This is a genomic window from Polynucleobacter sp. AP-Sanab-80-C2 (assembly GCF_035012965.1).
Classification (GTDB): Bacteria; Pseudomonadota; Gammaproteobacteria; order Burkholderiales; family Burkholderiaceae; genus Polynucleobacter.
Genome location: NZ_JAYGQS010000003.1, coordinates 49,834 through 72,473, shown reverse-complemented (window position 1 = coordinate 72,473; position 22,640 = coordinate 49,834). Strand labels below are relative to the sequence as shown.

The window sequence follows — 22,640 nt, the reverse complement described above, 5'->3', positions numbered from 1 at the left end:
TTGTCAATGAGTCAAAAATTAGTCTGTAACTGTAATGGCACGATGCCTTTGGATGCGAAGGCTTTGGGTGTTTCAGTACATCGTTCCTTATGTCGACAGGAAGTTGGATCTTTTTTAAAAGCCCTGGATGGTTCTGACTCTCTAATCGTAGCTTGCACGCAAGAGGGAGCACTCTTTGCTGAATTAGCAGAGCAATCTGAAAAGCCTTTGGTGGCGCCATTGCGCTTTGTCAATATTCGCGAAGTTGCCGGTTGGACGCAAGAAGCAAAATTATCAGGACCTAAGATTGCGGCACTTTTGGCTTTGGCTGATATGCCCGAAGCTGAGCCTGTGCCTGTGGTGAATTATGAAAGTCAGGGAAGATTGTTATTAGTAGGCCCTGGATCTCAGGTCTTACCTTGGGCAGAAAAGCTTGGCGCTTCTTTGGATATCTCTGTGTTGTGTACCGAGTCAGGTGATTTGCCTTTAGTGCGCAACTATCCCATTTATACCGGCGTAGTGACTAAGCTTGAGGGTTATCTGGGTAATTTCTCAGTAGATTGGGATTTACAAAACCCAATTGATCCGGAGATGTGTACTCGTTGCGGGGCTTGCGTTGAAGTCTGCCCTGAAAATGCCATTGATCTCTCATTTCAAATTGATTTAGACAAATGTAAATCCCATCGAGACTGTGTGACCGCCTGTGCCAGTATTGGCGCCATTGCATTTGATCGTGTGGAACGTAAACGCAGCGCCGAATTTGATTTGATCTTGGATTTACGCGCAGATCCAAAAATGCCGATGAGCCAAACTCCTCAGGGCTACTTTGCTCCTGGTAAAGATCCTCTTGATCAAGCATTAGTTGTAAATCAATTATTAGAGATGGTGGGTGAGTTTGAGAAGCCTAAATATTTTGCCTACAACGAAAAAGTTTGTGCCCATGGACGCAACGGTAAAGTAGGCTGTAGTGCCTGTATTGATGTCTGCTCTACCGGTGCAATCCGTTCTATCTTTAAAAATGGGCAAGGTAGTGTTGAAGTCAATCCCAATCTTTGCATGGGTTGTGGTGCTTGCTCGACTGTATGCCCATCGGGGGCGATGCGCTATAACTATCCAAGCGTGCCGCATCAAGGTAAAGAATTAAAAACCTTGGCTAGCGTTTTTCATGCTGAAGCCAAAAAGCTCAATCAATCAGTCGCCCCAAGCTTGCTCTTACATACCTTGAAGGCTGGCACTCGCATGATTGATGGCTTGGGCCGCTCCGCGCATGTGATGCCAAAACAATATGAAGGACTGCCATCATTTGTTATTCCTTATGGCATAGAACATGTTGCCTCTACTGGCTTAGATCTCTGGTTGGGGGCTTTAACTTACGGCTTTGCTGAAGTCATCATGCTATTAAGTGGTGATGAAGATCCGGCTTATCGTGCCGCTCTTGAAGAGCAGGCTCAATTAGCGAATGCCATTTTGCAAGCCTATGGCTTTGAAGCGCGCATCCAATTGGTAATGGCTGATTCTGTAGACGATCTTCAAGGTCTATCAAAAGCCATGTGCACGCTGCGTCAACGGGGCGCTCTGGATGTCATTTGCACGCCCGCCAGTTATGGCCTCTCCAATCAAAAGCGTGAAACCTTGGAAGCTGCGCTAGAGCATTTACAAAAGCAAGCAAAGACACCATTGCCTGAGTTGGGCGTGTCTTTGCCAAACAATTCTTTATTAGGTGGTCTGGCAATTAACAAAGACGCTTGCACCTTATGCATGTCTTGTGTCAGCAGCTGTCCGGAGGGCGCGCTGCTCGATAATCCTGATGAACCCATACTGTCGTTTATTGAGAAGCATTGTGTGCAATGTGGCATTTGTGCGCAAACTTGTCCCGAGCATGCTCTCACCTTAATGCCACGCCTACAAACAGTTGAGCAACGGAAACAGAAGGTAGTGCTGAATGAAACACAAGCGTTTCACTGCATCAGTTGTGGAAAGCCCTTCGGTACGGCGAAGATGGTTGATCTGATGCTAACTAAGCTTGGTGCTCATGGCGCCTTTGCTGGAGCGGCAATGGATAGATTAAAGATGTGTGGTGATTGTCGAGTAGTGGATATGGTGAAAAAAGAAACATGAGCGAAAAAGAGAATGCATCAACTGAAGTAGGTGATGTAGGCCTGCCAGAGGATTTGGCGAGAGCGGATCTTTATGGTCTGATCGCCAGATTTTTTCATTTGCCACCAGATCAAGAGTTGCTTGATCAAATTGCGGCTACTGCAGACCAGCAGGATGCAAGCGATGAGGCGCCTTTGGCCAAAGCCTGGATGGATGTTATTGAGGTAGCCAAGAATAATCCAGCCAAAGCTTGGCATGATGAGTTTGATCTGAACTTTATTAGTGTGGGCAAGCCTAATGTGGTCCTTAATGGCTCTTTCTATATGGCGGGTCATTTAAATGAAAGACCCTTAGTCAATATTCGTAAGGCATTAGAGGAATTTGGCCTTGAGTCGGCTGAAGAAGTTACTGAAACCGAGGACCATATCTCTGCACTTTGCGAGGTGATGCGATATCTGATTGCGGGTGAAGATGTAGAGGTATCAAACCTTACAAATCAAAGGGTTTTTTTCAATGCGCATATTCGCCCTTGGTTTGAGGACTTATGTGATGCGATTGAAGACATTCCGGAGATGCATTTGTATCGTCCAATCGCCGCGCTAACCCGAGAATTCCTAGCGATTGAGGGACAAAGTTTTGACATGATTTAATGTTGCATTGCAACAAAGGGAAAGTCCTAGTTAGCCCTACAAGTCATATAAGTGTCAAAAATGCAAATACGAATTACACTTGATGGAAATCAAGAATAACCAAATAGGAGCATGCCATGAGCACGAAATCCAAAGTTGTATCTAGCGAAGAAAATAAGCCATCTCGCCGCAACTTCTTTATTGGTGCAGGCGCTGCAGTAGGTGCGGTTGCCGTAGCCTCCCAAACCTCTATTGGTAAGGCTGTTATTCAAGAAATTGGTAGCACCGTAAAAGATCAGAGCAAAGGCCAAACGATTACTGCGCACATGCGTAAGTATTACGAAAGCACCATGCTCTAAAGAGTTGGTTTCAGTTGAATTGATTTAATCATTAATAAATAAAAAAACTTTCCCAGGGACATCATATGAGTCTGACTCGTAAATCAAATACCCCACAAAGCAGTCGTACTTCATCACGCCTCATCGGCAGCTTATCGCGTGGCTTAAAAGCAGCGGTGCCGACGATGGATCGTCGAACATTCCTAAAGCGTTCAGGCGTCGGTGTCGGTGCTGGTATTGCTGCTAGCCAATTGAGCTTGGTGCAAAAAGCTGTAGCTGAGCCAAGCAAAGCCATGCTGGACGGCAAGGGCAAGATTGAAGTCAAGAGATCGATTTGTACTCACTGTTCAGTAGGCTGTGCGGTAGATGCCACAGTTGAGAATGGTGTTTGGGTTCGTCAAGACGCAGTGTTTGACTCCCCCATCAATATGGGCGCGCACTGTGCCAAAGGTGCTGCTTTGCGTGAGCACGGTCATGGCGACTATCGTTTACGTTACCCAATGAAGCTGGTGGATGGTAAGTATCAGCGTATTTCTTGGGATCAGGCGCTTACTGAAATTACCGCTCAGATGAAGGGTATTCGTGAGAAGTATTCTCCAGATGCGATGTTCTTTATTGGATCATCAAAGCACAACAATGAACAGGCCTACTTACTGCGTAAGTGGGTCTCTTTCTTTGGTACCAACAATACAGACCATCAGGCGCGTATCTGTCACTCGACCACAGTTGCCGGGGTAGCCAATACCTGGGGTTATGGCGCGATGACCAATAGCTATAACGACATGATGAATGCCAAGGCAGCCATGTATATTGGCTCCAACGCTGCTGAAGCTCACCCAGTTTCGATGTTGATGTTGTTGCACGCTAAGGAAAACGGCTGCAAAGTGATTGTGGTTGATCCACGTTACACCCGTACCGCTGCTAAGTCAGATCAGTTCGTTCGTATTCGTTCAGGTAGCGACATTCCTTTCTTGTTCGGCGTTCTGTATCACATCTTCAAAAACGGCTGGGAAGATAAGAAGTACATCAATGACCGCGTATACGGTATGGATGAGATCCGCAAAGAAGTGATGGAAAAGTGGACGCCTGCTGCAGTTGAAGAGGCTTGCGGTGTTCCAGAGGCACAGGTTTATCAAGTAGCCAAGACTATGGCAACAAATCGTCCGAGTACAGTTGTTTGGTGTATGGGTCAAACCCAGCACACCATTGGTAATGCGATGGTGCGTGCATCCTGCATCTTGCAGTTGGCTCTCGGTAACGTTGGTAAGTCTGGTGGCGGTACTAATATTTTCCGCGGTCACGATAACGTTCAAGGCGCAACTGACGTAGGTCCTAACCCAGATTCATTGCCTGGTTACTATGGCTTGGCAGCGGGTTCATGGAAGCATTTCGCAGCAGTGTGGGGCGTTGATTACGACTGGATTAAAGGTCGCTATGCACCAGACATGATGGAGAAGTCAGGTACTACTGTTTCTCGTTGGGTGGATGCTGTTCTTGAAAAGAACGACATGATTGATCAGCAGACTAACGTGAAAGGTTTGTTCTTCTGGGGTCATGCTCCAAACTCACAAACTCGCGGCTTAGATATGAAGCGTGCGATGGATAAGTTGGATCTCTTGGTGGTAGTGGATCCTTATCCAAGTGCAACCGCTGCGATGGCTGCAATGCCACCAGCAGAAGGACAGACAATCAACAAGAATCGCAATGTCTATTTGTTGCCAGCAGCAACCCAGTTTGAGACTTGTGGCACTGCTACTGCATCAAACCGCTCATTGCAGTGGCGCGAGAAAGTGATCGATCCATTATTTGAATCTGTTCCTGACCATGTGATCATGCAAGCTTTTGCTGATCGCTTAGGTTTTGGTCAAGAGCTATCCAAGAACTACAAGATGCTCAACTCTAAATTTGCTGGTAAGCAATGGAAAGAGCCGCAAATTGAAGATATCTTGCGTGAAATTAATCGTTCCGTCTGGACGATTGGTTACACCGGTCAAACGCCTGAGCGTCTCAAAGCGCATATGAGAATGGTTGCAACATTCGATCCGAAGACCTTGAAGTCTCGTGGTGGAGTTGATCCTGTGACTGGGTACGACACAACAGGTGACTACTATGGCTTGCCTTGGCCTTGCTACGGCACAGCCGCAATCAAACATCCAGGTTCACCAAACCTTTACGACACCAGCAAGACTGTGATGGAGGGTGGCGGTAACTTCCGCGCGAACTTCGGTGTTGAGCGTGAAGGAGTGAGTTTGTTGGCCGGAGATGGATCTCATTCCAAGGGTGCTGCTATTACAACTGGCTACCCAGAGTTTGATCACGTCTTTGTGAAGAAATTAGGTTGGTGGGATCAGTTAACCGAAGACGAGAAAAAACTCGCTGAAGGTAAAAACTGGAAGACCGATTTGTCTGGTGGTATCCAACGCGTTGTGATGAAGAACGGTTGCCATCCATTTGGAAATGCCAAAGCACGGGCAGTTGTTTGGAACTTCCCAGACCCAGTTCCAATTCACCGTGAAGCGCTTTACAGTACCAATGCACCGATGATGCGCAAGTATCCAACTTCTGCAGATAAGAAGAATTTCTGGCGCTTACCAACGCTCTATAAGACTGTTCAAGATCAAAACTTGAATGAGAAGTTATATGAGAAATTCCCAATCATTCTGACTTCTGGTCGCTTGGTTGAGTACGAAGGTGGTGGTGATGAGACCCGTTCTAACCCATGGTTAGCAGAGCTCCAACAAGAAAACTTTGTGGAAATTAATCCTAAGGCTGCAGCAGATCGTGGCATTAAGAACTGGGATTACGTTTGGGTAAAGTCGCCAACCGGCGCCAAGATCAAAGTACGTGCAATGGTTACCGAGCGTGTTGATCAGGGAACTGCTTTCGTACCATTCCACTTTGCTGGCTGGTGGCAGGGCGAAGACATTCGTAAGTACTATCCAGAGGGCGCAGCACCAGTAGTTCAAGGTGAAGCGGTCAATACTGCGACTACATATGGTTATGACCAGGTGACGATGATGCAAGAAACCAAAACCACCATGTGTCAAATCGAAAAATTTGCCTAAGTTAAAAAATAAAGTCAGGAGAACACAATGGCAAGAATGAAATTTATCTGCGACACAGAACGATGCATCGAATGCAACGGTTGTGTCACTGCTTGTAAAAACGATAACGAAGTACCTTGGGGCGTAAATCGTCGCCGTGTTGTTACGGTGAACGATGGCATTGTCGGTCAAGAGAAATCAATTTCAGTGGCCTGTATGCACTGTACTGATGCTCCTTGTATGGCTGTGTGCCCAGTCGATTGCTTCTACCGTACCGATGAAGGTGTCGTGCTTCATGACAAAGACATTTGTATTGGTTGCGGTTATTGCTCCTTTGCATGCCCATTTGGCGCCCCACAGTTTTTGAGTAAGGGTGCCTTTGGCTCTCGTAGCAAGATGGACAAGTGCACATTCTGTAGCGGTGGTCCTGAAGAAAACGGTAGCGTTGCTGAATTTGAGAAATATGGCCGTAATCGCTTGGCAGAAGGTAAATTACCTCTTTGCGCTGAAATGTGCTCTACCAAGGCTTTGATTGGTGGCGATAGCGATATTATTTCTGGCATCTTCAATAATCGTGTTGCCACTCGTGAGAAGAATGGCAAGTATGCCGGCTCTAAGGCTTTTGGTTGGACTACTGCTTATGGTGGACCAGACACTCCAGCGCCAACTCCAACGCCTGCTGCAAAAATTCCAGGAGCGAAATAATGAAATTCAATTTCAAAACTCTCGGTTTGTGTTTTGCAGCAGCAGCGCTGTTGGCTGCTTGTTCTGAGCCCCCAGAAATTGCAGCAAAAGCTGCTAAGCGACCTGATGTTGCACCATACATGGGTGCGGACAATGGCTTCATGACCAAAAACTGGACCCCAAAAAATCAAGCCAGTTGGACTGAGTCGGTTGATAAGCGTACTCAAGGTCAAAACGAATACAGTCGCGTTAAGTGATCAACTAAACAACAATAAATAAAACGAAAACGTTTAAGGATATGTGTATGAAACGATCATTTTCTAAAGTTCTACGCACTTTGGTGGTGGCTGCAGGTTTGTCACTTACTCTGGCGAGCGGCATGAGCTTTGCTGAGCGTGGGCCGATGGCACCCTTGCCTTCGCCTAGCGGAGTGGATGTTCCACCTGCGTCTGTGCCAGCAAATCCGAATAGCTTGGCTAATGGTACGCAAGCGCAAGCTCAGCCAGCTAACCCATCCATCTTTACCTCTGCGAACAGCGACCCATATAATTATGTCAGCATTCCAGACAAAGAAGCTAGTGTCCTGATTCAGCGCTCTGGTGAGCAGTGGCGCGTGATTCGCAATGGAGTGATTACCGTTTTCGGTGGCTGGCTATTGGCGATTGCTTTCTTTGGCATTGCAGCTGTCTTTATTATCAAAGGCCCAATCAAATTGCATGCGCCGTTATCAGGGCAAAAAATCAAGCGTTTTAATGGCTTCGAGCGCTTCACTCACTGGGTGATGGCGATTAGCTTTGTTGGACTTGCTTTCACTGGCATGTTGATTTTGTACGGAAAGTATTTCGCAATGCCTTTAATGGGTGGCGCTGCATTTGGGTCATTCTTGATGGTTTGCAAGAATATCCATAATTATTCTGGCCCGCTATTTACGCTGAGCATCATTATTTTCTTCCTGTTGTTTGCTACTAGAAATATTCCTGGCGAAGGTGATCTTAACTGGCTCATGTCATTTGGCGGAATGCTTGGTGGAAAACATCCTCCCGCAGGTTTCTTCAACTTTGGCGAGAAAATTTGGTTCTGGTTTGGTATGACTTTCTTGGGCTTAGTGATCTCTGCATCTGGTCTTGTGCTAGACATGATCGTGCCATTTATGCAAGTTGAATACATTCGCGGCACGATGCAGATTGCCAATATTATTCACGGCGGTGCGGCAGTTCTGATGACTACGATGGCCATGGGTCATATTTATATTGGTTCAATTGGTATGCAAGGCTCCTCAGATGGCATGATGTCTGGCTACGTTGATGCTACTTGGGCTAAGGAGCATCATGAACTTTGGTATAACAAGGTTAATAAATAAGGACAAAGCCATGAAAAAGATCATTGCTTTTACATTCTGCGCGCTAACTAGTGCATCGGTGATGGCAACATTGCCACCATTAACTCCTGAGGCACAAGAAGCTGCCACTTTGGCGAAAGCTAAAACTGCTTACGGTGACAGAGTGGGCGCATTTCAACTCTGCCAAGCTCAAAATCGAGTGGCTGAACGCTATAAAGTATCTGGAACTGCTGCACCTGCAGCTTGTGTAGCGCCGCCACCGTTTGTGGCACCAGTTGCTGCAGCGGCTGCACCTGCGCCCGCCGCACCTGCAGCAAAGTAATTGATTAGCCTCTAATCAGCTAGCAATTCTTGATGTAAGTAACGTTTCGCTGCTGCTGTTTGAGGATTTGAAAAGAAGGGGCCTACGGGTCCCTTTTCTTTTATCTCGCCTTGATCAATAAAGAGGATGTACTGCGCAAGCCTTTGTACTTGTGCGAGTTGGTGCGAGGAAAAAATCACATCAGATCCTTGTTGATTAAATTCTCGAATGATGTCTTCAACTTGCTCGGTGGCGCTAGGATCGAGGTTTGCAGTGGGTTCATCTAGCAACACCAAATTCGGTTTTTGCAAAATAGCTCTACCAAGGCACAGTTTCTGTCTTTCGCCAGCCGATAACTTGTGTGCTGGGCTAGCACTTAAATTCTTGAGTCCCACCCGCTCAATCACTTGATCAATCTCACTCAAAGTAATTGCAGAATCTGCATCTTTCACCAGGCTGATATTGGTTCTAGCTGAGGCTTTAATCATGGGTGTGTGATGTAAAACCAATGCTGTCTTATTTCTAAAGGAATAGTTCACCGTTCCGGTATCAGGCTTGATCAGGCCATCGAGTAGTTTTAAGAGCGTAGTTTTACCAGCCCCGTTTGGCCCTATGCATGCTGTAATCCGATCGGCCGGAATAATGGCATGAGGTATGTTGAGAATCGTTCGACCATTACTAAGGACAGTAATGTCTTTCAGTTCAATGTATTTTTCAAATTGCTCTGTCAAATCAGCCATAGCGACGCTCCACCATTTGACGAACAATAAAAGTAAATAGGTTTGCAATCAATACGATTCCCAGCAACACGATGCCTAAAGCAAGTGCCAATGGTAAGTCGCCTTTGCTGGTTTCTAGTGCAATTGCAGTAGTCATAGTTCGAGTCGAGTTTTGAATATTGCCGCCCACAATCATGACTGCCCCTACCTCGGAAATGGCTCTGGCAAGACCAGCTAGCACGGCAATGGTCAGCGAAAAGCGGCAGTCCCAGATGAGCCACTGATAGCGAGATAGTAGTGGCAGACGTAAGCTCATAAATGAATCCCGATGAATCTTCCAGGAATCTTCCAGAATTTGCCGGCTTAAGGCTGCAATTAAGGGTGTTGTTAGCAGTGTTTGGGCCACAATCATGCCCTTGGGTGTGAAAAGCCATCCCCACGCCCCTAAAGGCCCTGTGCGAGAGAGAAGCAGGTAAACAATCACCCCAATAATGACCGTGGGTACACCCATGAGGGTATTGAGGGTCACGATCACGGTTTTCTTGCCAGTAAATTCTTCGGTCGCTAAAAGGGCGCCGATTGGAAGTCCAAACAGAACCCCAAAGAAGAGGGCAGCCATACTGACCTTTAGGGAGACCAGGACGATCCCTAGCACTCCACCGTCTAGGTGGGCAAGAAGTGCAAAGGCATCTGAAAAAGCGTTCAACATGCGTTCGATTCTATCAAGGCAATGGCAAAATGAGTTTAATGAGACTCATACCCCTAATTTGTGACTTATGGCTGAAGTAGTCTGCCTTTGCAACGAGGTCTTGGACATTGACCTGCGCGAATACCTAGACACCCATCCTATCGACTCGATTGATGAGTTGAGGGACCAGGCATCTATTTGCAATAAATGTATGCAGTGCCAAGAGCTGGTTGAAGGTGAGATCTATTTGGCTCGCGTACGTCGCCAGCGCGCAGCAGGGCAGAGTGAATGACCCAAATCAAAGTTAGTCGTTTTACGGTGATGAGTATGAATGTGCATAAAGGCCTATCACCTCTGCATCGCCATTCCACTATTTATCAGTTGCGTCAAAAGATGCGAAGTCATCATCCGGATTTATTGTTTCTTCAAGAGCTGCAGCAAGAGCATCGCGGTAGAATTCGGCGATTTGGTCAATGGCCTCTTACTGAGTTAACCCATTTTCTCTCTGAAGATTTTTGGCATGACTGGCACTACGGTAAAAATGTGGAATATCCAGATGGTCATCACGGTAACGCGATATTGTCAAAGCACCCTTTGCACAAGGGTAAAAATTACGATATCTCTGCCTATCGTTTTGAGAGGCGTGGACTATTGCATAGCGTGATTCAGTTGGGTAATGGAAGCCCAGAGATCCATTGTTTTTGTGTACACCTCGCTTTATTTGAACGGGGTAGGGAACGTCAATTAGAAGAGATTATTCGTTATATTGGAGAATTGACGAATGACGCGCCAACGATTGTTGCTGGCGACTTTAATGACTGGCGTAACCGTGTGAGTGCCCCTATGCGGCTTGCAGGGTTTGAAGAGGTGTTTGAAGTCTTAACGGGCACACCAGCAAAGACCTTTCCTAGCGTGAAGCCCTTATTACCCATGGATCGCATTTATGTTCGTGGACTCAAGATCCATTCAGCAGAAATTTTGCATGAATGGATGAAATTGTCTGATCATTTGGGCATTGCAGCAGAACTGGAACTGATATGAATGACCTACTAAGCTTATTTCTAAAACATACATTTGAGCTGAACTTAAATTGGCTACTCTTCGCCCATTTTTTCTTGGTCACTTATTTTATTGGCGTCATTATTGCGGTGAGAAGGCCGGTTGGCGTTGCCTTTGCCTGGATCTTTATTGTGATGACCTTTCCAGTGTTAGGAATCGGTTTATATGTCCTGATTGGTGAGCGTCCGGTAGGTCGAAAATTAACGCGAAAAATTACTCGCATGAATCGTGAATATGAAAAGATCACTGGGAACATGCGTCAGCAATACGCCAACGATAGGCTGGGGATGCCTTTAGAGGATAGAGCTTTAAGCCTGTTGGCAGAGGCCAAGAATGGCTCTCCGGTTGTCGCTGGGAACAAGCTTGAGCTGCATACAAACTCTCTCGAAATTTTGCAATGCTTTATTGACGAGATTAATGCAGCTAAGAAAAGTCTTCACCTCGAGTTTTATATTTGGGCTTTAGGTGGAGATGCAGACCGTGTTGGAGAGGCTTTAATCGCTGCTGCCAAACGTGGCGTGTCATGTAAAGTGCTATTAGATTCTTTAGGTAGTTCTGCTTGGTTTAAATCTAAATGGCCAGCGCGTTTTCGCAATGCTGGTATTCAAGTAACCGAAGCATTACCAATTCAGGTGGGGCGCTTTCAGTTTCGACGGGCAGATCTGCGATTACACCGAAAAATATTTGTCGTTGATGGCTCCATCGTGTGGACAGGTAGTATGAATATGGTGGATCCACGCACTTTTAAGCAAGACTCAGGGGTGGGTGAGTGGGTTGATGCCATGGTTCGAGTGGAAGGTCCAGTAGCAGCGCAGTTTGAACTGACTTTCTCATTTGACTGGAGCGTTGATAACCCTAAGATTACGCACTTCAATGATAGAAATCCTCCCGCAGCGCCGTTTGAGGGGGCTGCCATTGCGCAAGAGCTTGCATCAGGCCCCGTATATCGAGATGATATTTTGTATCAAGTGTTGCTCTCGGCCATTATTGATGCCCGTGAAGAATTAACCATTACGACTCCTTACTTTGGTCCAGACGATGGTCTCTTGCAGGCCCTCATGGCCTCTGCAAGACGAGGTGTGAAAGTGACCCTGATTGTTCCCAAGTTGAATGACTCGACCTTGGTTGCCTGGAGTAGTAAAAGCTACTACGCTGATTTATTACGATCGGGGGTGCGGATTGCAGAGTTTCGCGGGGGATTGCTACATACCAAGAGCTTATTAGTGGATAGCAGAATTGCTGTCTTTGGATCAGTGAATTTTGACCAACGCAGTTTGCGTTTGAACTTCGAGATTAGCTTGATTGCCTATGACAAAGATTTCTGCGCCAAGCTGAACCAACTAGTGCAGTCTTATTTAAACGAATCGGATTTCATAGACATGACGACTTGGGCGAAGCGACCACGTTGGCATCACTATCTCGAGAATGCCGCCCACCTCACATCGCCGCTACTTTAAATTGCTCCGCTTGCACGCATATTAGCGATTTCAGATTCCGCTATACCCAGCTCTTTGAGGATGGCGTCAGTATGTTGCCCCACCGATGGCACGGGGTCCATTCGATATTCGTAGCTGTCATTTAAGCCCGGTGGCAGCAGTGCGGGGATTTGACCATTGGGGGTGTTTACTTCTGTCCAACGATGGCGTGCCTTTAATTGCTCGTGCTTCCACAAGCCTTCCATGTCATTTAGATGGGCATTAGCAATCTGCGCCTGCTCTAAGCGAGCAATTAACTGTTCAGAGCTGAGTTTGCTAAAACAGGCATTAATGATTTCTAGTAATTCAGTACGCTTTTCATTGCGCTTGAAGTTTTTATCGAAGCGCTCATCTTTGGCAAGCGCAGGATTTTCGAGTACGGTCTCGCAGAACTTCGCCCACTCGCGTTCATTTTGAAGACCCAGCATGACGGTCTTGCCATCACCCGCTTTGAAGGGACCGTATGGATAAATCGTGGCATGCGATGCGCCATTTCTAGAGGGTGGATTAGCCCCCTTGTAGGCGTAATACATTGGGAAGCTCATCCATTCGCTTAAAGCTTCTAGCATCGAGATATCAATGACAGTACCTTTACCAGTCTTACCTCGTTGCAATAGCGCGGCCAAAATATTAGTGTAGGCATACATGCCGGCAGCAATATCTGCGATGGAGTTACCGGCTTTGCTCGGCGTCTCAGGCGTACCAGTAATCGATAGAAAGCCAGCCTCACTCTGAATTAAGAGGTCGTAGGCTTTTTTATCGCGATAAGGACCATCGTTGCCGTAGCCAGAGATGGCGCACAAAATCAAACCGGGGTTATCTTTTTGCAAGGCTTCTGCAGTCAGTCCCATGCGGGCTGCTGCACCAGGTGCCAAATTTTGAATGAAGACATCAGCAGTCTTTAATAAATTCTTCAATACGGCAATTGCTGATTCTTGTTTGAGATCGAGCGTCAAACTCTCCTTTGAGCGATTGACCCATACAAAGTGAGATGACAGTCCCTCGACTTGTCTGTCATACCCTCTGGCAAAGTCGCCATCACCAGGGCGTTCAATCTTAATGATGCGCGCTCCTAAATCGGCTAGCTGACGCGTGCAGAATGGTGCCGCAATCACATGCTCTAGCGCAACAACAGTAATTCCGTCTAAGGGGCGAACGCTCATCTCAAAGGCCTATTAGCAGAATCAGAAAGATCTTGGTAGGCCAAGAACGTGCTCAGCAATATAAGAGTAGATCAAGTTTGTTGAAATCGGAGCTACTTGATAGAGGCGCGTTTCTCTAAATTTACGCTCTACATCGTATTCATTTGCAAAACCAAAGCCACCATGGGTTTGGAGGCAAACGTTTGCCGCTTCCCAAGAGGCTTTGGCAGCGAGGTACTTTGACATATTAGCTTCAGGACCACAGGGCTGATGACTATCAAAGAGTTCGCAAGCCTTAAAGCGCATTAAGTTGGCTGCCTCTGTTTCGATATAGCTATCAGCAATCGGAAATTGAATACCTTGGTTTTTGCCGATCGGGCGATCGAATACTACGCGATCATTGGCATAGCGACGTGCACGATCGATAAACCAGTAGGCATCACCAATACATTCAGCAGCAATCAGCACACGTTCTGCATTGAGGCCATCTAATATGTATTTAAAACCTTGACCTTCAGTACCGATGAGATTTTCTGCAGGAATTTCTAGGTTATCGAAAAAGACTTCGTTGGTTTCATGATTCACCATATTGGCGATAGGTCTAACTTCCATACCTTTACCAATGGCGTCTTTGAGATTAACGATAAAAATCGACATCCCTTCAGATTTACGTTGTACTTCATTAATAGGGGTGGTGCGCGCCAAGAGAATCATGAGGTCTGAGTGTTGGATACGAGAAATCCAAACCTTCTGACCATTCACGACATACTTGTCACCTTTTTTGACTGCAGTTGTTTTGAGCTTAGTGGTGTCGGTACCTGTTGTTGGTTCAGTCACTGCCATGCTTTGTAAGCGCAACTCACCACTGGCAATCTTCGGTAGATACATTTTTTTCTGAGCTTCACTACCATGGCGAAGTAGCGTACCCATGTTGTACATCTGACCATGGCATGAACCAGAGTTACCACCAGAAAAATTAATTTCTTCCATGATGACAGAAGCTTCTGCCAAGCCCAATCCGGAGCCACCATATTCTTCTGGAATCAGTGCGGCTAACCAACCCGCTTCAGTCATCGCTGTTACAAATGCCTCTGGATAGCCACGTTCGTGATCAATCTTTTGCCAGTAAGCCGAATCAAAGCGATTACAGAGGTCGCGTAAGGCTTCGCGCATATCTTGATATTGATCAGGCTTGGGAATGGGGTGATTCATGAATCTCTCGTTTTATAAGATGGGTGCTGCTTTTGCTGTAAAGGCATTAGTTTAAGCAAGATTTGGAAATCATGGAGAATCCACAAAACAGGGCAAAATAGCCTAGATGGGATTAAATCAATCCCAACAAAGTTACTCAAAGGGGTATGCGTTTCATGGAGCACGCACTCACGCATTTTTTTGGATGGTTTGGCATGCCCTCGGTGGGTCTTCCAGCAGTGTTTATTAGCGCCTTTGTTTCAGCAACCCTACTTCCTGTTGGCTCTGAGCCCATTCTCTTTGGTTACATCTCTCTCAATCCCCATTTGTATTGGGTGGCAATACTGGTGGCTACGGTTGGCAATACCTTGGGAGGCATGCTGGATTGGTGGCTGGGATTGCTCGCTCGCAGTCGCATTAAATCCATTGCTGAAACTAAAGATAGCCGTCTAAAAGCTTGGCTTGGAGAGTGGGGACCAAAGATGCTGCTGCTTTCTTGGTTACCCGGTTTTGGTGACCCCTTGTGTGTTGCAGCAGGGTGGTTAAGGCTACCTTGGAAATCGTGCCTGATGTATATGTTTTTCGGCAAGATGCTGCGCTACTTAATATTAACTTGGTTGTTGTCCTTGGTACCTGAGAGCTTTTGGCACCAGTTAGGCCATTGGTTGCACTTGATTTAATCATCAACCAAGTGGCTAACTCAAACGCTAACTAAGCAGCGAACTAAACAGCGCAATACTTCTGCTGGATCTCGTCGTTATTGAGAAGATTCTGAGCGGTGTCCTGAAACACAATTTCTCCCTGATCCAAGATATAAGCGCGGTCAGAGATCCTCAAAGCTTGCTGGACATTTTGCTCAACCAATAGAATCGTTAAGCCTTGCTGCTTCAGTTTTGCAAAGAGCTCAAACATTTCTTCTACTAAGACTGGCATGATGCCCTCAGAGGGTTCATCGAGCAAAATGACTTTTGGTTTAGCAATCATGGCGCGAGCAATGGCGAGCATTTGTTGTTCTCCACCCGACATGGAAGTGCCATCCTGTTGAAGACGCTCTTTCAACCTAGGAAAGGTCTCAGCAATTTCATCTACTAAAGCGCTCATATCACCACGACTCTTTTGGGCAATCACACCTAACTCCAGATTTTCTTTAACAGTCAAACCTGGAACAATGCGGCGGTCTTCTGGTACATAAGCCAGACCTAAGTGAAAGCGCTCATGTGCAGGCAGATCTAAAAAGGATATGCCATCGATTGAGGCTTTGCCTTGACGCTTAGAGAGCAAGCCCATGAGTGAGCGCAGGGTAGTGGTCTTACCGGCACCATTACGACCCATTAAGGTCACAATTTCTCCTTTATTTACTTCAAGTGAGATGCCTTGCAAGACGTGACTGCGGTCATACCAAGCGTTTAAGTTTTCAATGCGCAACATAAGGAACCTTCAATTAACCATGACCGAGGTACACCCGACGCACCTCAGCATTATTTTGGATTTCTTCGGGAGTGCCCTCAGCTAAAAATTCACCATGATGTAACACGATGATGCGCTTGCATAAGCCCATAATGAGTTTCATCTTATGTTCTACCAAAATGACGGTGCGCTCGCTAGCCAAAGTACGAATGAGTTCCATCATGACTAAGGTCTCTTCGGGGGACATGCCTGCAGTAGGCTCATCCAAAAGGAGGAGGCTGGGGTTGCAAGCTAAAGCCATCGCAATTTCTAGAGCCCGTTGTTGACCATGAGCGAGATCACCCGTTTTCTTATTGCGCAGATGTTCTAAGTTCACACGGTGTAGAAGTTGCTCTGCGAGTTCAATCGGACCTGGATAGCTTTGGGCATTTCGAAGAAAGTTATAGCGGGCCGTTTCCATTTGTGCAGCTACGCGAACATTTTCATGAACGGTCAGTTGCTTAAAAACATTCGTGATCTGAAAGCTTTTAGAAATACCAATACGTGCAAACTCATGTTGCTGCATGCCGGTAATATCTTTGCCATTAAAGAGGATTTCTCCGCTAGTCGGAGGGAATGCGCCACTTAAGACGTTAAAGAAAGTACTCTTCCCTGCGCCGTTAGGGCCAATGATCGCGGTTAATGTTCCAGGCATAAAGCTGGTAGAAACATTTTGTAGGGCTTTGAATTTACCAAAGCTCTTGCTGACATTGCGCGCTTCAAGAATAGGAGTGCTTGCGCTATTCATTATTTTAAATCCCGATTAACTTGTAGCTTGCTCAGAATGGTTCCCCAGATACCTTTAGGGAAGAACAGCACAAAGAACATAAATACTAGGCCAACCACTGCCATCCAATGTTTTGTAAAGGTGGTAACAACGTCTTCAAGGTAGAGCATCACTGCGGCACCTACAAATGGACCAAAGAAGGTGCCCATGCCGCCCAAGATACTCATCATCACCGCTTGACCAGATTGCAGATAATGCAAGGAATCAATCGGAACAATGGAAAGGTGTAGGGCTCGTAATGATCCAGCTAATCCACAAATGGCAGCTGACAATACAAATACGAGCAATTTAGTTCTAGCGACATCAAAGCCACAGGCTGCTGCGCGTTTTTCATTTTCACGAATGGCTTCCATGACTGCACCTAGCGGTGAGTTCAAAATACGGGAGATCAACCAAATCGCAATGACTACGAAGAAGAGAATGATGTAGTACTTCACCATGGGGTTGAGGAAGTCAACTGGGATACCGAAGATGTTGAATGAGTCGACGCGGACACCACGTAAACCATTTTCACCGCCAGTCAGACTTTCTGCTTTATAGAAGATGTAATAGACAATTTGGCCAAGCGCTAATGTCACCATCGAGAAGTAAATTCCCCGAGTGCGGATCGCTAAAAAGCCCATGATGAGTCCGCCAATTGCAGCACCAATCACGCCTACCAAGATGGCAGTGGCCCATCCTAAGCCATAGTGAACGATGCTGATACCAGTAAGGTAGCTGCCAATACCCAAAAAGGCTCCGTGTCCAAATGAGAGCAAGCCCATGTAGCCAAACAGCAGGTTAAAGCCCATGGCGAATAAACCGAAGATGAGGATATTAATTGCCAGCGCCTCATACGGCATGATGAACGGGAAGATCGCTAAGAATAGGGTGCTCGCTAAAACGCGATGACGAGCGATGAGTTGGAAAAATGAATTCATAAAATACGGAGCCTTAGCCCATCGCCCCCGCTTTACCAAAGAGGCCTTGTGGTCGAATTAACAAGACAACGGCCATCAATACAAAAATAGATAATTCGGACAGGTCAGGAAAGAAGAGGGAGGTCATGCTGTAAACCACTCCAACCAATAAGCCCGCAACCACAGCGCCAACAGGTGAGCCCATGCCGCCAACTACAGTCACCACAAATGACTCCGCCAAAATGGGAATACCCATCTCTGGGTTGACGGAGCGGGTTGGTGAAGCCAGGATGCCTGACAGGCCAGCAATAGCACAGCCCAGACCAAACACTAAGAGCCATACTTTGGCGATATCGACCCCGAGTACTTTAACAATCTCTTGATCAGCCGCGCCTGCTTTAATAATGAGGCCATAGCGTGTCTTTTGAATCAAGAACCAAACGCCAAAAATAATGAGTGCTGTTGCACCAATCAAAAAGAGTCTGTATTTGGGGAAGTAACCAATGCCAACGTTCATGGTGCCAGTTAAGCCATCAGGAGTGATGGAGGGTAAGCCTTCGATACCAAATGTCACGCGCATGACTTCAATCAATACATATGACAGACCAAAAGTGAGCAGCAGCGGATAGTCTAGTCCGCGACCATAAAGCGGTCTTACTAAGAAGCGTTCCGTTATTAAGCCAAGACATCCAGTGAGCAAAGGTGTGAGGATTAAGCTAAACCAGAAGTTGCCAGTGACGCCTAAGAAATACACGCCCAAGAAAGCGCCGACCATAAAAAAAGCGCCATGGGCAAAGTTCACTACGTTGAGCATGCCAAAAATGAGGCACAAACCCAGTGCTAAAAGCGCATAGATGCTGCCTAGGGCAATTCCCGTAAGCAGTTGCATGCATAAAAGTTCAAACGTCAGACCAGTCATAAATGTACTCAGAAAAACTCCCCAAGACCACCAGGTTCAAGGGGAGTGGTTCGGGGAAGATCAACTGATCCTCCCTGATTTTGCTATTAGGCTTTGTGACCTAACTCTGCGCAGGAGCGCATGTTCTTCTCAGTAGTGGGCTCAATAGTCAAAATATTGAAGACATCATATTTGTCTTTCATATTCTTAGATTTAGACTCTACGATGATGACGGTTTGCACTGCTTGGTGATCGCACTTGCGATAGTACTCAGGACCTTTGTACCAGTCGTACTTGAGGTTCTCCATCGCACTCACTACTTTCATAGTATCGGTGGACTTAGCAATTTTGACTGATGCCAATACGCTCTTCACGCCAGCGTAACCTAATGCACCGTAATCGGATGGAACAGAGCCGTTATACATCTTGCGGAAAGCATCGTTAAATGTTTTGGCTGTTGGAATACGATCTTCTAGACCCCAGTAGTAAGAGGTGCCGCCGATGATGCCTTCAAACGCTTCTGGACCACCTGCTAGACGTGAGGTATACAACAAGACTGGTGTCACGATCTTCATACTCGATTTCAGACCAAAGTCAGTACATTGTTTGGCAGCATTTACCAAATCCCGTCCGAAGTTACAGAGTACCAAAATATCAGGGTTCAAGGCTTTAATGCGTGGCAAGAATGCGGAGTAATCCGATGCACCCAATGGATGACGAATATCAGCCAAGGTAGTGGCACCCATTTCCTTACCAGCACGCTCAAACGCACGCACCATCTCATGTCCGTACGCATAGTCAGCGGTGAGGAACACAATCTTTTTGCCGAAACGGGGAATGGAGTAGCGCGCTACTGCACCTGCTGTCATGGTTGGGTTTAAAGCTTCGTGGAATGTATAGACACTCCAATCTTTTACTTCGTTAATCGCATCAGATTGGCTGATGGAGTTAAAGAGTACTTTGCGCTCTTTACATACGGCATTGATGGAGAGTTGGGTAGCGGCAGAAAGTGAGCCAACCACGTAATTCACTTTATCTTTTTCAATCAATTCGAGAGTGCGAGTAGCGGCTTCACCAGGATTAAGTTTGTCGTCGCGTACTAGAAGTTCTGCTTTACGACCATTAAATCCACCAGCATCATTGAATTCTTTAATAGCCAGTTCAGCAGCTTTGACTTGGTCTTGCGCTTCAGCAGAGAATGGTCCAGTCAATGGAGTTGGGAAACCAATCTTGATAGTTTCGGCTTGGGCATTGGCAACGTTGAGCCAAAGTGGGGTGCTTGCAGCAGCAGCGCCGCCAATCAACATCTTTCTTCTAGTTTGATTCGTTACTTTTTGTTTCATGGTTGTCTCCTCCATATAAAACTTATTTAAATAAGAATACTTTTTGTTTATCAAATCTTAACTGAATGCGCCTTTTAATGGGCAGATTCAGGCACTGCTTTCCCTTGGGCTAATAAATCGCTAATGTCGATGGCGGTTTCTGCCATGACCGTACCGGCATTCCGTTTGAGATTATCGGCATCCCTTGTCCCTTTGCTGCCCTGAGACTGCATATAACGCCCTAAATACTGGGCTCGCGCTACTACTTGTTGGCCTAATTTGAGGCGCTCAGCGCTATAGGCTTGCAAAGCTTCCGGGGTGGCGCCCAGGGTTTCAATCTGTTTTGCAATCACGATAGCCTCATCACCCGCTTTGGTAACACCCATACCAACGTGGGGTCTACCTACAAATGCCGCATCACCCATCAAGGCAATTCTGCCGAACACAATTTGCTCAGAGCGCACGTCGTAAATAGCTTGCAAAAAAGGAGACGCCGTTTTTTCTAAAATTTCTGCATACTGTGGGGCCAAAATGTCACGAGCAACTTTGCGCATATGGGCAATGTGTTTCCAGGAAACTTTTAATGGGGGAATGCCAGTAGGGTAGTAATGACCATCATCATCGGTGAGTAAGCTAACTAACTCTTCCTGCTCAGAAGCAGGTCGATACCAAACAAAGTTATAGCGACGTTTGCCTGGGCGGGTATCGTTGCCAGATCCGGCTACGGGATAACCGAGCATCTGCTCTCCATTAGGAAGGCAAAAACCAAAACGATTAAATAGAGTCTCTAGCGTGTATTGCGAGAGACAGGCCTCATCACAGACACCGCGCCAAGCAATATAGCCAGCATATTCAGGTTGAATATCTGGGGCAACTTGTGCTCTAACACCTGAACGAATGCCATCAGACGCAATTAATAATTCTGCCTTGTATTGACTGCCATCTTCGCAACGCACCTCTACTGCATTGGTATCTTGCGCTACTGTTTTGACAGTCTTGCCTTGCAAGTAGCGCTCTGCTGGAAATGCTTCTTTGAGCATGTGATACAGACGACTCCAGGATGTGAGTATTTGTGGCAACTCCATCTCACCTAGACTTTGACCATCTGAACCTAGGGTAACGCGTTGAGTTACTGGCACCCCTAGTGTGTGATCAACGCTTACACCAGCGGCACGTAAAGCTTGAGCAAGGGCATCGTGCGTCACAATGCCTGCGCCACGACCATCAAGGGAGCCAGTCGCTTTTTCTAGAAGGGTGACGTCATGACCTTGGCGCAGCAAGATGTTTGCTGCAAATAAACCGCCTAAGGATCCGCCAACCACTAGTATTTTTGCCATGGCTTTTCCTTATGCAGCCTTCGCGTCTAAGGCTGTTTTTTCTTCGGCAGGGTAATTGAGCTCAATCACCACACCGTTAGGATCATCCAAAAAGATTTGGTGAAGTTTTAAGACGGGAACCGTGCGCTCGCGATAAGGAATCTTGAGTTGCTTCAACAAGGTAATTTTTTCTTCTAGGCCAGTTGCAAAAAAGGCGATGTGATCAACCGCACCTGACCCATGAAGTGAGCTGGCATCACGATCACCTAGATATTTTTTTAAACCATCTGGATCATTCTTATCAATCGCAATCAAATGCAGTACTGCGTTTGCCCAGCTGCTATCGTCGCCGTTGTAGAGCCATACACCAGGAAAAGGAAACTCTGGTCTTGGGCCTATGGTTAAGCCCAGCAGCTTACTGAAAAATTCTGTTGTTTTTTCAATCTCTAGACTACGGATCGAGAAGTGATTGAGGCTTAGATTGGACATGATGACCTTTTCATTTAAGCAAATAAAGTTTTAGCGGAATGTAAGTAGGACTCAACGCGGTCGCGAATGATTTCCTGTTCAGAATTTGGAATGCTCGGGGCATAGATAGCTTGGCCATAGATCCAGCGGCGCATGCCAATATAGAAAATACCGCCATGCAGGCCCATCAAGAATTCAAGCTCGCGCTCGGTTGGTTTTGGCTCTACTGGTCGATTGCAGTATTTGCGTGTTTCACGAATCAGTCGGGGCAACAAGCGTGAGCGCAAGAGCTCAAAGAAGCGGTCACTAATCGATTGATCGCTTAATCCTGAAAAGATTAAGATTCGTACAAAGTCATAAGTGAGCACTGTCTTGGTGTAATCCAAATAAAAGGCATTGAACTTTTCTTCTGGCGTCAGATTTTGATCGTCTAACAATGCTTCCCATTCGGGTTTCCAGCGGGATTCGAAAACCTCTTTGTAGACTTCTTGAATTAAGGCTTCTTTAGTGGGGAAGTAGTGATAGAGCAGGGTATGGGTAACGCCCAATTCTTTGGTGAGATTACGCAGTTGAGCTTCAATACCGTATTTAGCAAAAAACTGAATCGCTCGATCCAAAATTTGGCGCTTCCGATCGGCGGTATTCATTCTGCGACGTGCCGGTATGAGTATTTCAGCCGAATTTTCGGCTTGCTCTGGGCTGGAAACGCTATCTTCAGTAAAACGCATGGATTCTCAGGGTTTATCCGAATTTGGACTTATTGACCAAAAGTTAAATAATGGTACATTGTTGAACAATTGGTAGATAACACTCTATCCG

24 protein-coding genes are annotated in these 22,640 nt (G+C 46.4%); 12 read left to right on the top strand and 12 right to left on the bottom strand.

Annotation, left to right across the window (positions count from 1 at the left end; all coding sequences use genetic code 11):
* Positions 1-6: 6 nt before the first annotated feature.
* The 8 genes from VC178_RS05745 (at position 7) to VC178_RS05710 (ending at position 8,432) form a co-directional block, all read left to right on the top strand.
* A complete protein-coding gene (locus VC178_RS05745; protein WP_323481870.1) occupies positions 7-2,097 on the top strand; it encodes a 4Fe-4S binding protein in 2,091 nt (696 codons plus the stop codon).
* Positions 2,094-2,726, top strand: coding sequence for a molecular chaperone TorD family protein (locus VC178_RS05740; protein ID WP_323481869.1), 633 nt, complete (start codon positions 2,094-2,096; stop codon positions 2,724-2,726). The genes VC178_RS05745 and VC178_RS05740 overlap by 4 nt, the downstream gene beginning before the upstream one ends.
* Before the next feature lie 116 nt (positions 2,727-2,842).
* The gene (locus VC178_RS05735) at positions 2,843-3,064 is read left to right on the top strand and encodes a hypothetical protein (protein WP_215295218.1); all 222 of its coding nucleotides are present in this window, start codon (positions 2,843-2,845) and stop codon (positions 3,062-3,064) included.
* A gap of 65 nt (positions 3,065-3,129) precedes the next feature.
* Complete coding sequence (locus VC178_RS05730) at positions 3,130-6,108, top strand: formate dehydrogenase subunit alpha (protein ID WP_323481868.1); 2,979 nt, start codon at positions 3,130-3,132, stop codon at positions 6,106-6,108.
* 27 nt (positions 6,109-6,135) lie between these two features.
* The gene (gene fdh3B, locus VC178_RS05725; protein ID WP_215295215.1) at positions 6,136-6,792 is read left to right on the top strand and encodes a formate dehydrogenase FDH3 subunit beta; all 657 of its coding nucleotides are present in this window, start codon (positions 6,136-6,138) and stop codon (positions 6,790-6,792) included.
* Positions 6,792-7,028, top strand: coding sequence for a hypothetical protein (locus tag VC178_RS05720; protein WP_215295213.1), 237 nt, complete (start codon positions 6,792-6,794; stop codon positions 7,026-7,028). The genes fdh3B and VC178_RS05720 overlap by 1 nt, the downstream gene beginning before the upstream one ends.
* Before the next feature lie 47 nt (positions 7,029-7,075).
* Positions 7,076-8,131: a formate dehydrogenase subunit gamma gene (locus VC178_RS05715; protein ID WP_215295211.1), complete on the top strand. Its 1,056-nt coding sequence runs from the start codon at positions 7,076-7,078 to the stop codon at positions 8,129-8,131.
* Positions 8,132-8,141: 10 nt separating this feature from the next.
* Positions 8,142-8,432, top strand: a complete 291-nt coding sequence (locus tag VC178_RS05710) for a hypothetical protein (protein ID WP_215295209.1) — start codon at positions 8,142-8,144, stop codon at positions 8,430-8,432.
* An 11-nt stretch (positions 8,433-8,443) separates the two neighbouring features.
* Here the strand turns inward: VC178_RS05710 and VC178_RS05705 are convergent, their stop codons facing one another.
* Both VC178_RS05705 and VC178_RS05700 read right to left on the bottom strand, forming a co-directional pair.
* Positions 8,444-9,151: an ATP-binding cassette domain-containing protein gene (locus tag VC178_RS05705; protein WP_323481867.1), complete on the bottom strand. Its 708-nt coding sequence runs from the start codon at positions 9,149-9,151 to the stop codon at positions 8,444-8,446.
* Positions 9,144-9,839, bottom strand: coding sequence for an ABC transporter permease (locus tag VC178_RS05700; RefSeq protein ID WP_323481866.1), 696 nt, complete (start codon positions 9,837-9,839; stop codon positions 9,144-9,146). Before VC178_RS05700 ends, VC178_RS05705 begins: the two co-directional genes overlap by 8 nt.
* A 67-nt stretch (positions 9,840-9,906) precedes the next feature.
* Between VC178_RS05700 and VC178_RS05695 the strand changes: the two genes are divergently transcribed.
* The 3 genes from VC178_RS05695 to cls are packed head-to-tail and all read left to right on the top strand — an operon-like array spanning position 9,907 to position 12,334.
* Positions 9,907-10,110, top strand: coding sequence for a hypothetical protein (locus VC178_RS05695; protein WP_215318347.1), 204 nt, complete (start codon positions 9,907-9,909; stop codon positions 10,108-10,110).
* Positions 10,107-10,859, top strand: a complete 753-nt coding sequence (locus VC178_RS05690; RefSeq protein ID WP_215295201.1) for an endonuclease/exonuclease/phosphatase family protein — start codon at positions 10,107-10,109, stop codon at positions 10,857-10,859. Before VC178_RS05695 ends, VC178_RS05690 begins: the two co-directional genes overlap by 4 nt.
* Entirely contained in the window at positions 10,856-12,334 is a 1,479-nt protein-coding gene (cls, locus tag VC178_RS05685; protein ID WP_323481865.1) for a cardiolipin synthase, read from the top strand. Before VC178_RS05690 ends, cls begins: the two co-directional genes overlap by 4 nt.
* Here the strand turns inward: cls and VC178_RS05680 are convergent.
* Both VC178_RS05680 and VC178_RS05675 read right to left on the bottom strand, forming a co-directional pair.
* The gene (locus VC178_RS05680) at positions 12,331-13,515 is read right to left on the bottom strand and encodes a CaiB/BaiF CoA-transferase family protein (RefSeq protein WP_323481864.1); all 1,185 of its coding nucleotides are present in this window, start codon (positions 13,513-13,515) and stop codon (positions 12,331-12,333) included. The genes cls and VC178_RS05680 overlap by 4 nt on opposite strands.
* A 21-nt stretch (positions 13,516-13,536) precedes the next feature.
* Complete coding sequence (locus VC178_RS05675) at positions 13,537-14,706, bottom strand: acyl-CoA dehydrogenase family protein (RefSeq protein WP_215295195.1); 1,170 nt, start codon at positions 14,704-14,706, stop codon at positions 13,537-13,539.
* Between the two features lie 155 nt (positions 14,707-14,861).
* Here VC178_RS05675 and VC178_RS05670 point away from each other — a divergent pair, with 155 nt between their 5' ends.
* Entirely contained in the window at positions 14,862-15,365 is a 504-nt protein-coding gene (locus VC178_RS05670; RefSeq protein ID WP_216125236.1) for a YqaA family protein, read from the top strand.
* Positions 15,366-15,408: 43 nt separating this feature from the next.
* Here VC178_RS05670 and VC178_RS05665 read toward each other — a convergent pair whose 3' ends face one another.
* The 8 genes from VC178_RS05665 to VC178_RS05630 form a co-directional block, all read right to left on the bottom strand.
* A complete protein-coding gene (locus VC178_RS05665) occupies positions 15,409-16,113 on the bottom strand; it encodes an ABC transporter ATP-binding protein (RefSeq protein ID WP_216125238.1) in 705 nt (234 codons plus the stop codon).
* Between the two features lie 13 nt (positions 16,114-16,126).
* Positions 16,127-16,879: an ABC transporter ATP-binding protein gene (locus VC178_RS05660; protein ID WP_323481863.1), complete on the bottom strand. Its 753-nt coding sequence runs from the start codon at positions 16,877-16,879 to the stop codon at positions 16,127-16,129.
* The gene (locus tag VC178_RS05655) at positions 16,879-17,838 is read right to left on the bottom strand and encodes a branched-chain amino acid ABC transporter permease (protein WP_215295189.1); all 960 of its coding nucleotides are present in this window, start codon (positions 17,836-17,838) and stop codon (positions 16,879-16,881) included. Before VC178_RS05655 ends, VC178_RS05660 begins: the two co-directional genes overlap by 1 nt.
* A 13-nt stretch (positions 17,839-17,851) precedes the next feature.
* Complete coding sequence (locus VC178_RS05650) at positions 17,852-18,706, bottom strand: branched-chain amino acid ABC transporter permease (protein ID WP_323481862.1); 855 nt, start codon at positions 18,704-18,706, stop codon at positions 17,852-17,854.
* Positions 18,707-18,822: 116 nt separating this feature from the next.
* Positions 18,823-20,058 (bottom strand): ABC transporter substrate-binding protein, encoded by a 1,236-nt coding sequence (locus VC178_RS05645; protein ID WP_251369956.1) that lies wholly within the window; start codon positions 20,056-20,058, stop codon positions 18,823-18,825.
* Between the two features lie 74 nt (positions 20,059-20,132).
* Complete coding sequence (locus VC178_RS05640) at positions 20,133-21,374, bottom strand: FAD binding domain-containing protein (protein WP_323481861.1); 1,242 nt, start codon at positions 21,372-21,374, stop codon at positions 20,133-20,135.
* A 9-nt stretch (positions 21,375-21,383) separates the two neighbouring features.
* Positions 21,384-21,842: a glyoxalase gene (locus VC178_RS05635; protein ID WP_323481860.1), complete on the bottom strand. Its 459-nt coding sequence runs from the start codon at positions 21,840-21,842 to the stop codon at positions 21,384-21,386.
* A 14-nt stretch (positions 21,843-21,856) separates the two neighbouring features.
* Positions 21,857-22,549 carry a TetR/AcrR family transcriptional regulator gene (locus tag VC178_RS05630; protein ID WP_216125249.1) on the bottom strand — a complete coding sequence of 231 codons (693 nt, stop codon included), beginning with the start codon at positions 22,547-22,549 and terminating at the stop codon, positions 21,857-21,859.
* Positions 22,550-22,640: the final 91 nt, after the last annotated feature.

Excerpts from the sequence above, each read along its gene's own strand:
- VC178_RS05630 (WP_216125249.1), bottom strand. The coding sequence starts at position 22,549 with ATGCGTTTTACTGAAGATAGCGTTTCCAGCCCAGAGCAAGCCGAAAAT.
- VC178_RS05645 (WP_251369956.1), bottom strand. The coding sequence starts at position 20,058 with ATGAAACAAAAAGTAACGAATCAAACTAGAAGAAAGATGTTGATTGGC.
- VC178_RS05695 (WP_215318347.1), top strand. The coding sequence starts at position 9,907 with ATGGCTGAAGTAGTCTGCCTTTGCAACGAGGTCTTGGACATTGACCTG.
- VC178_RS05735 (WP_215295218.1), top strand. The coding sequence starts at position 2,843 with ATGAGCACGAAATCCAAAGTTGTATCTAGCGAAGAAAATAAGCCATCT.
- VC178_RS05720 (WP_215295213.1), top strand. The coding sequence starts at position 6,792 with ATGAAATTCAATTTCAAAACTCTCGGTTTGTGTTTTGCAGCAGCAGCG.
- VC178_RS05700 (WP_323481866.1), bottom strand. The coding sequence starts at position 9,839 with ATGTTGAACGCTTTTTCAGATGCCTTTGCACTTCTTGCCCACCTAGAC.
- VC178_RS05640 (WP_323481861.1), bottom strand. The coding sequence starts at position 21,374 with ATGGCAAAAATACTAGTGGTTGGCGGATCCTTAGGCGGTTTATTTGCA.
- VC178_RS05745 (WP_323481870.1), top strand. The coding sequence starts at position 7 with ATGAGTCAAAAATTAGTCTGTAACTGTAATGGCACGATGCCTTTGGAT.
- fdh3B (WP_215295215.1), top strand. The coding sequence starts at position 6,136 with ATGGCAAGAATGAAATTTATCTGCGACACAGAACGATGCATCGAATGC.
- VC178_RS05655 (WP_215295189.1), bottom strand. The coding sequence starts at position 17,838 with ATGAATTCATTTTTCCAACTCATCGCTCGTCATCGCGTTTTAGCGAGC.
- VC178_RS05710 (WP_215295209.1), top strand. The coding sequence starts at position 8,142 with ATGAAAAAGATCATTGCTTTTACATTCTGCGCGCTAACTAGTGCATCG.
- cls (WP_323481865.1), top strand. The coding sequence starts at position 10,856 with ATGAATGACCTACTAAGCTTATTTCTAAAACATACATTTGAGCTGAAC.
- VC178_RS05660 (WP_323481863.1), bottom strand. The coding sequence starts at position 16,879 with ATGAATAGCGCAAGCACTCCTATTCTTGAAGCGCGCAATGTCAGCAAG.
- VC178_RS05670 (WP_216125236.1), top strand. The coding sequence starts at position 14,862 with ATGGAGCACGCACTCACGCATTTTTTTGGATGGTTTGGCATGCCCTCG.
- VC178_RS05675 (WP_215295195.1), bottom strand. The coding sequence starts at position 14,706 with ATGAATCACCCCATTCCCAAGCCTGATCAATATCAAGATATGCGCGAA.
- VC178_RS05705 (WP_323481867.1), bottom strand. The coding sequence starts at position 9,151 with ATGGCTGATTTGACAGAGCAATTTGAAAAATACATTGAACTGAAAGAC.
- VC178_RS05635 (WP_323481860.1), bottom strand. The coding sequence starts at position 21,842 with ATGTCCAATCTAAGCCTCAATCACTTCTCGATCCGTAGTCTAGAGATT.
- VC178_RS05680 (WP_323481864.1), bottom strand. The coding sequence starts at position 13,515 with ATGAGCGTTCGCCCCTTAGACGGAATTACTGTTGTTGCGCTAGAGCAT.
- VC178_RS05730 (WP_323481868.1), top strand. The coding sequence starts at position 3,130 with ATGAGTCTGACTCGTAAATCAAATACCCCACAAAGCAGTCGTACTTCA.
- VC178_RS05690 (WP_215295201.1), top strand. The coding sequence starts at position 10,107 with ATGACCCAAATCAAAGTTAGTCGTTTTACGGTGATGAGTATGAATGTG.
- VC178_RS05715 (WP_215295211.1), top strand. The coding sequence starts at position 7,076 with ATGAAACGATCATTTTCTAAAGTTCTACGCACTTTGGTGGTGGCTGCA.
- VC178_RS05650 (WP_323481862.1), bottom strand. The coding sequence starts at position 18,706 with ATGCAACTGCTTACGGGAATTGCCCTAGGCAGCATCTATGCGCTTTTA.
- VC178_RS05740 (WP_323481869.1), top strand. The coding sequence starts at position 2,094 with ATGAGCGAAAAAGAGAATGCATCAACTGAAGTAGGTGATGTAGGCCTG.
- VC178_RS05665 (WP_216125238.1), bottom strand. The coding sequence starts at position 16,113 with ATGTTGCGCATTGAAAACTTAAACGCTTGGTATGACCGCAGTCACGTC.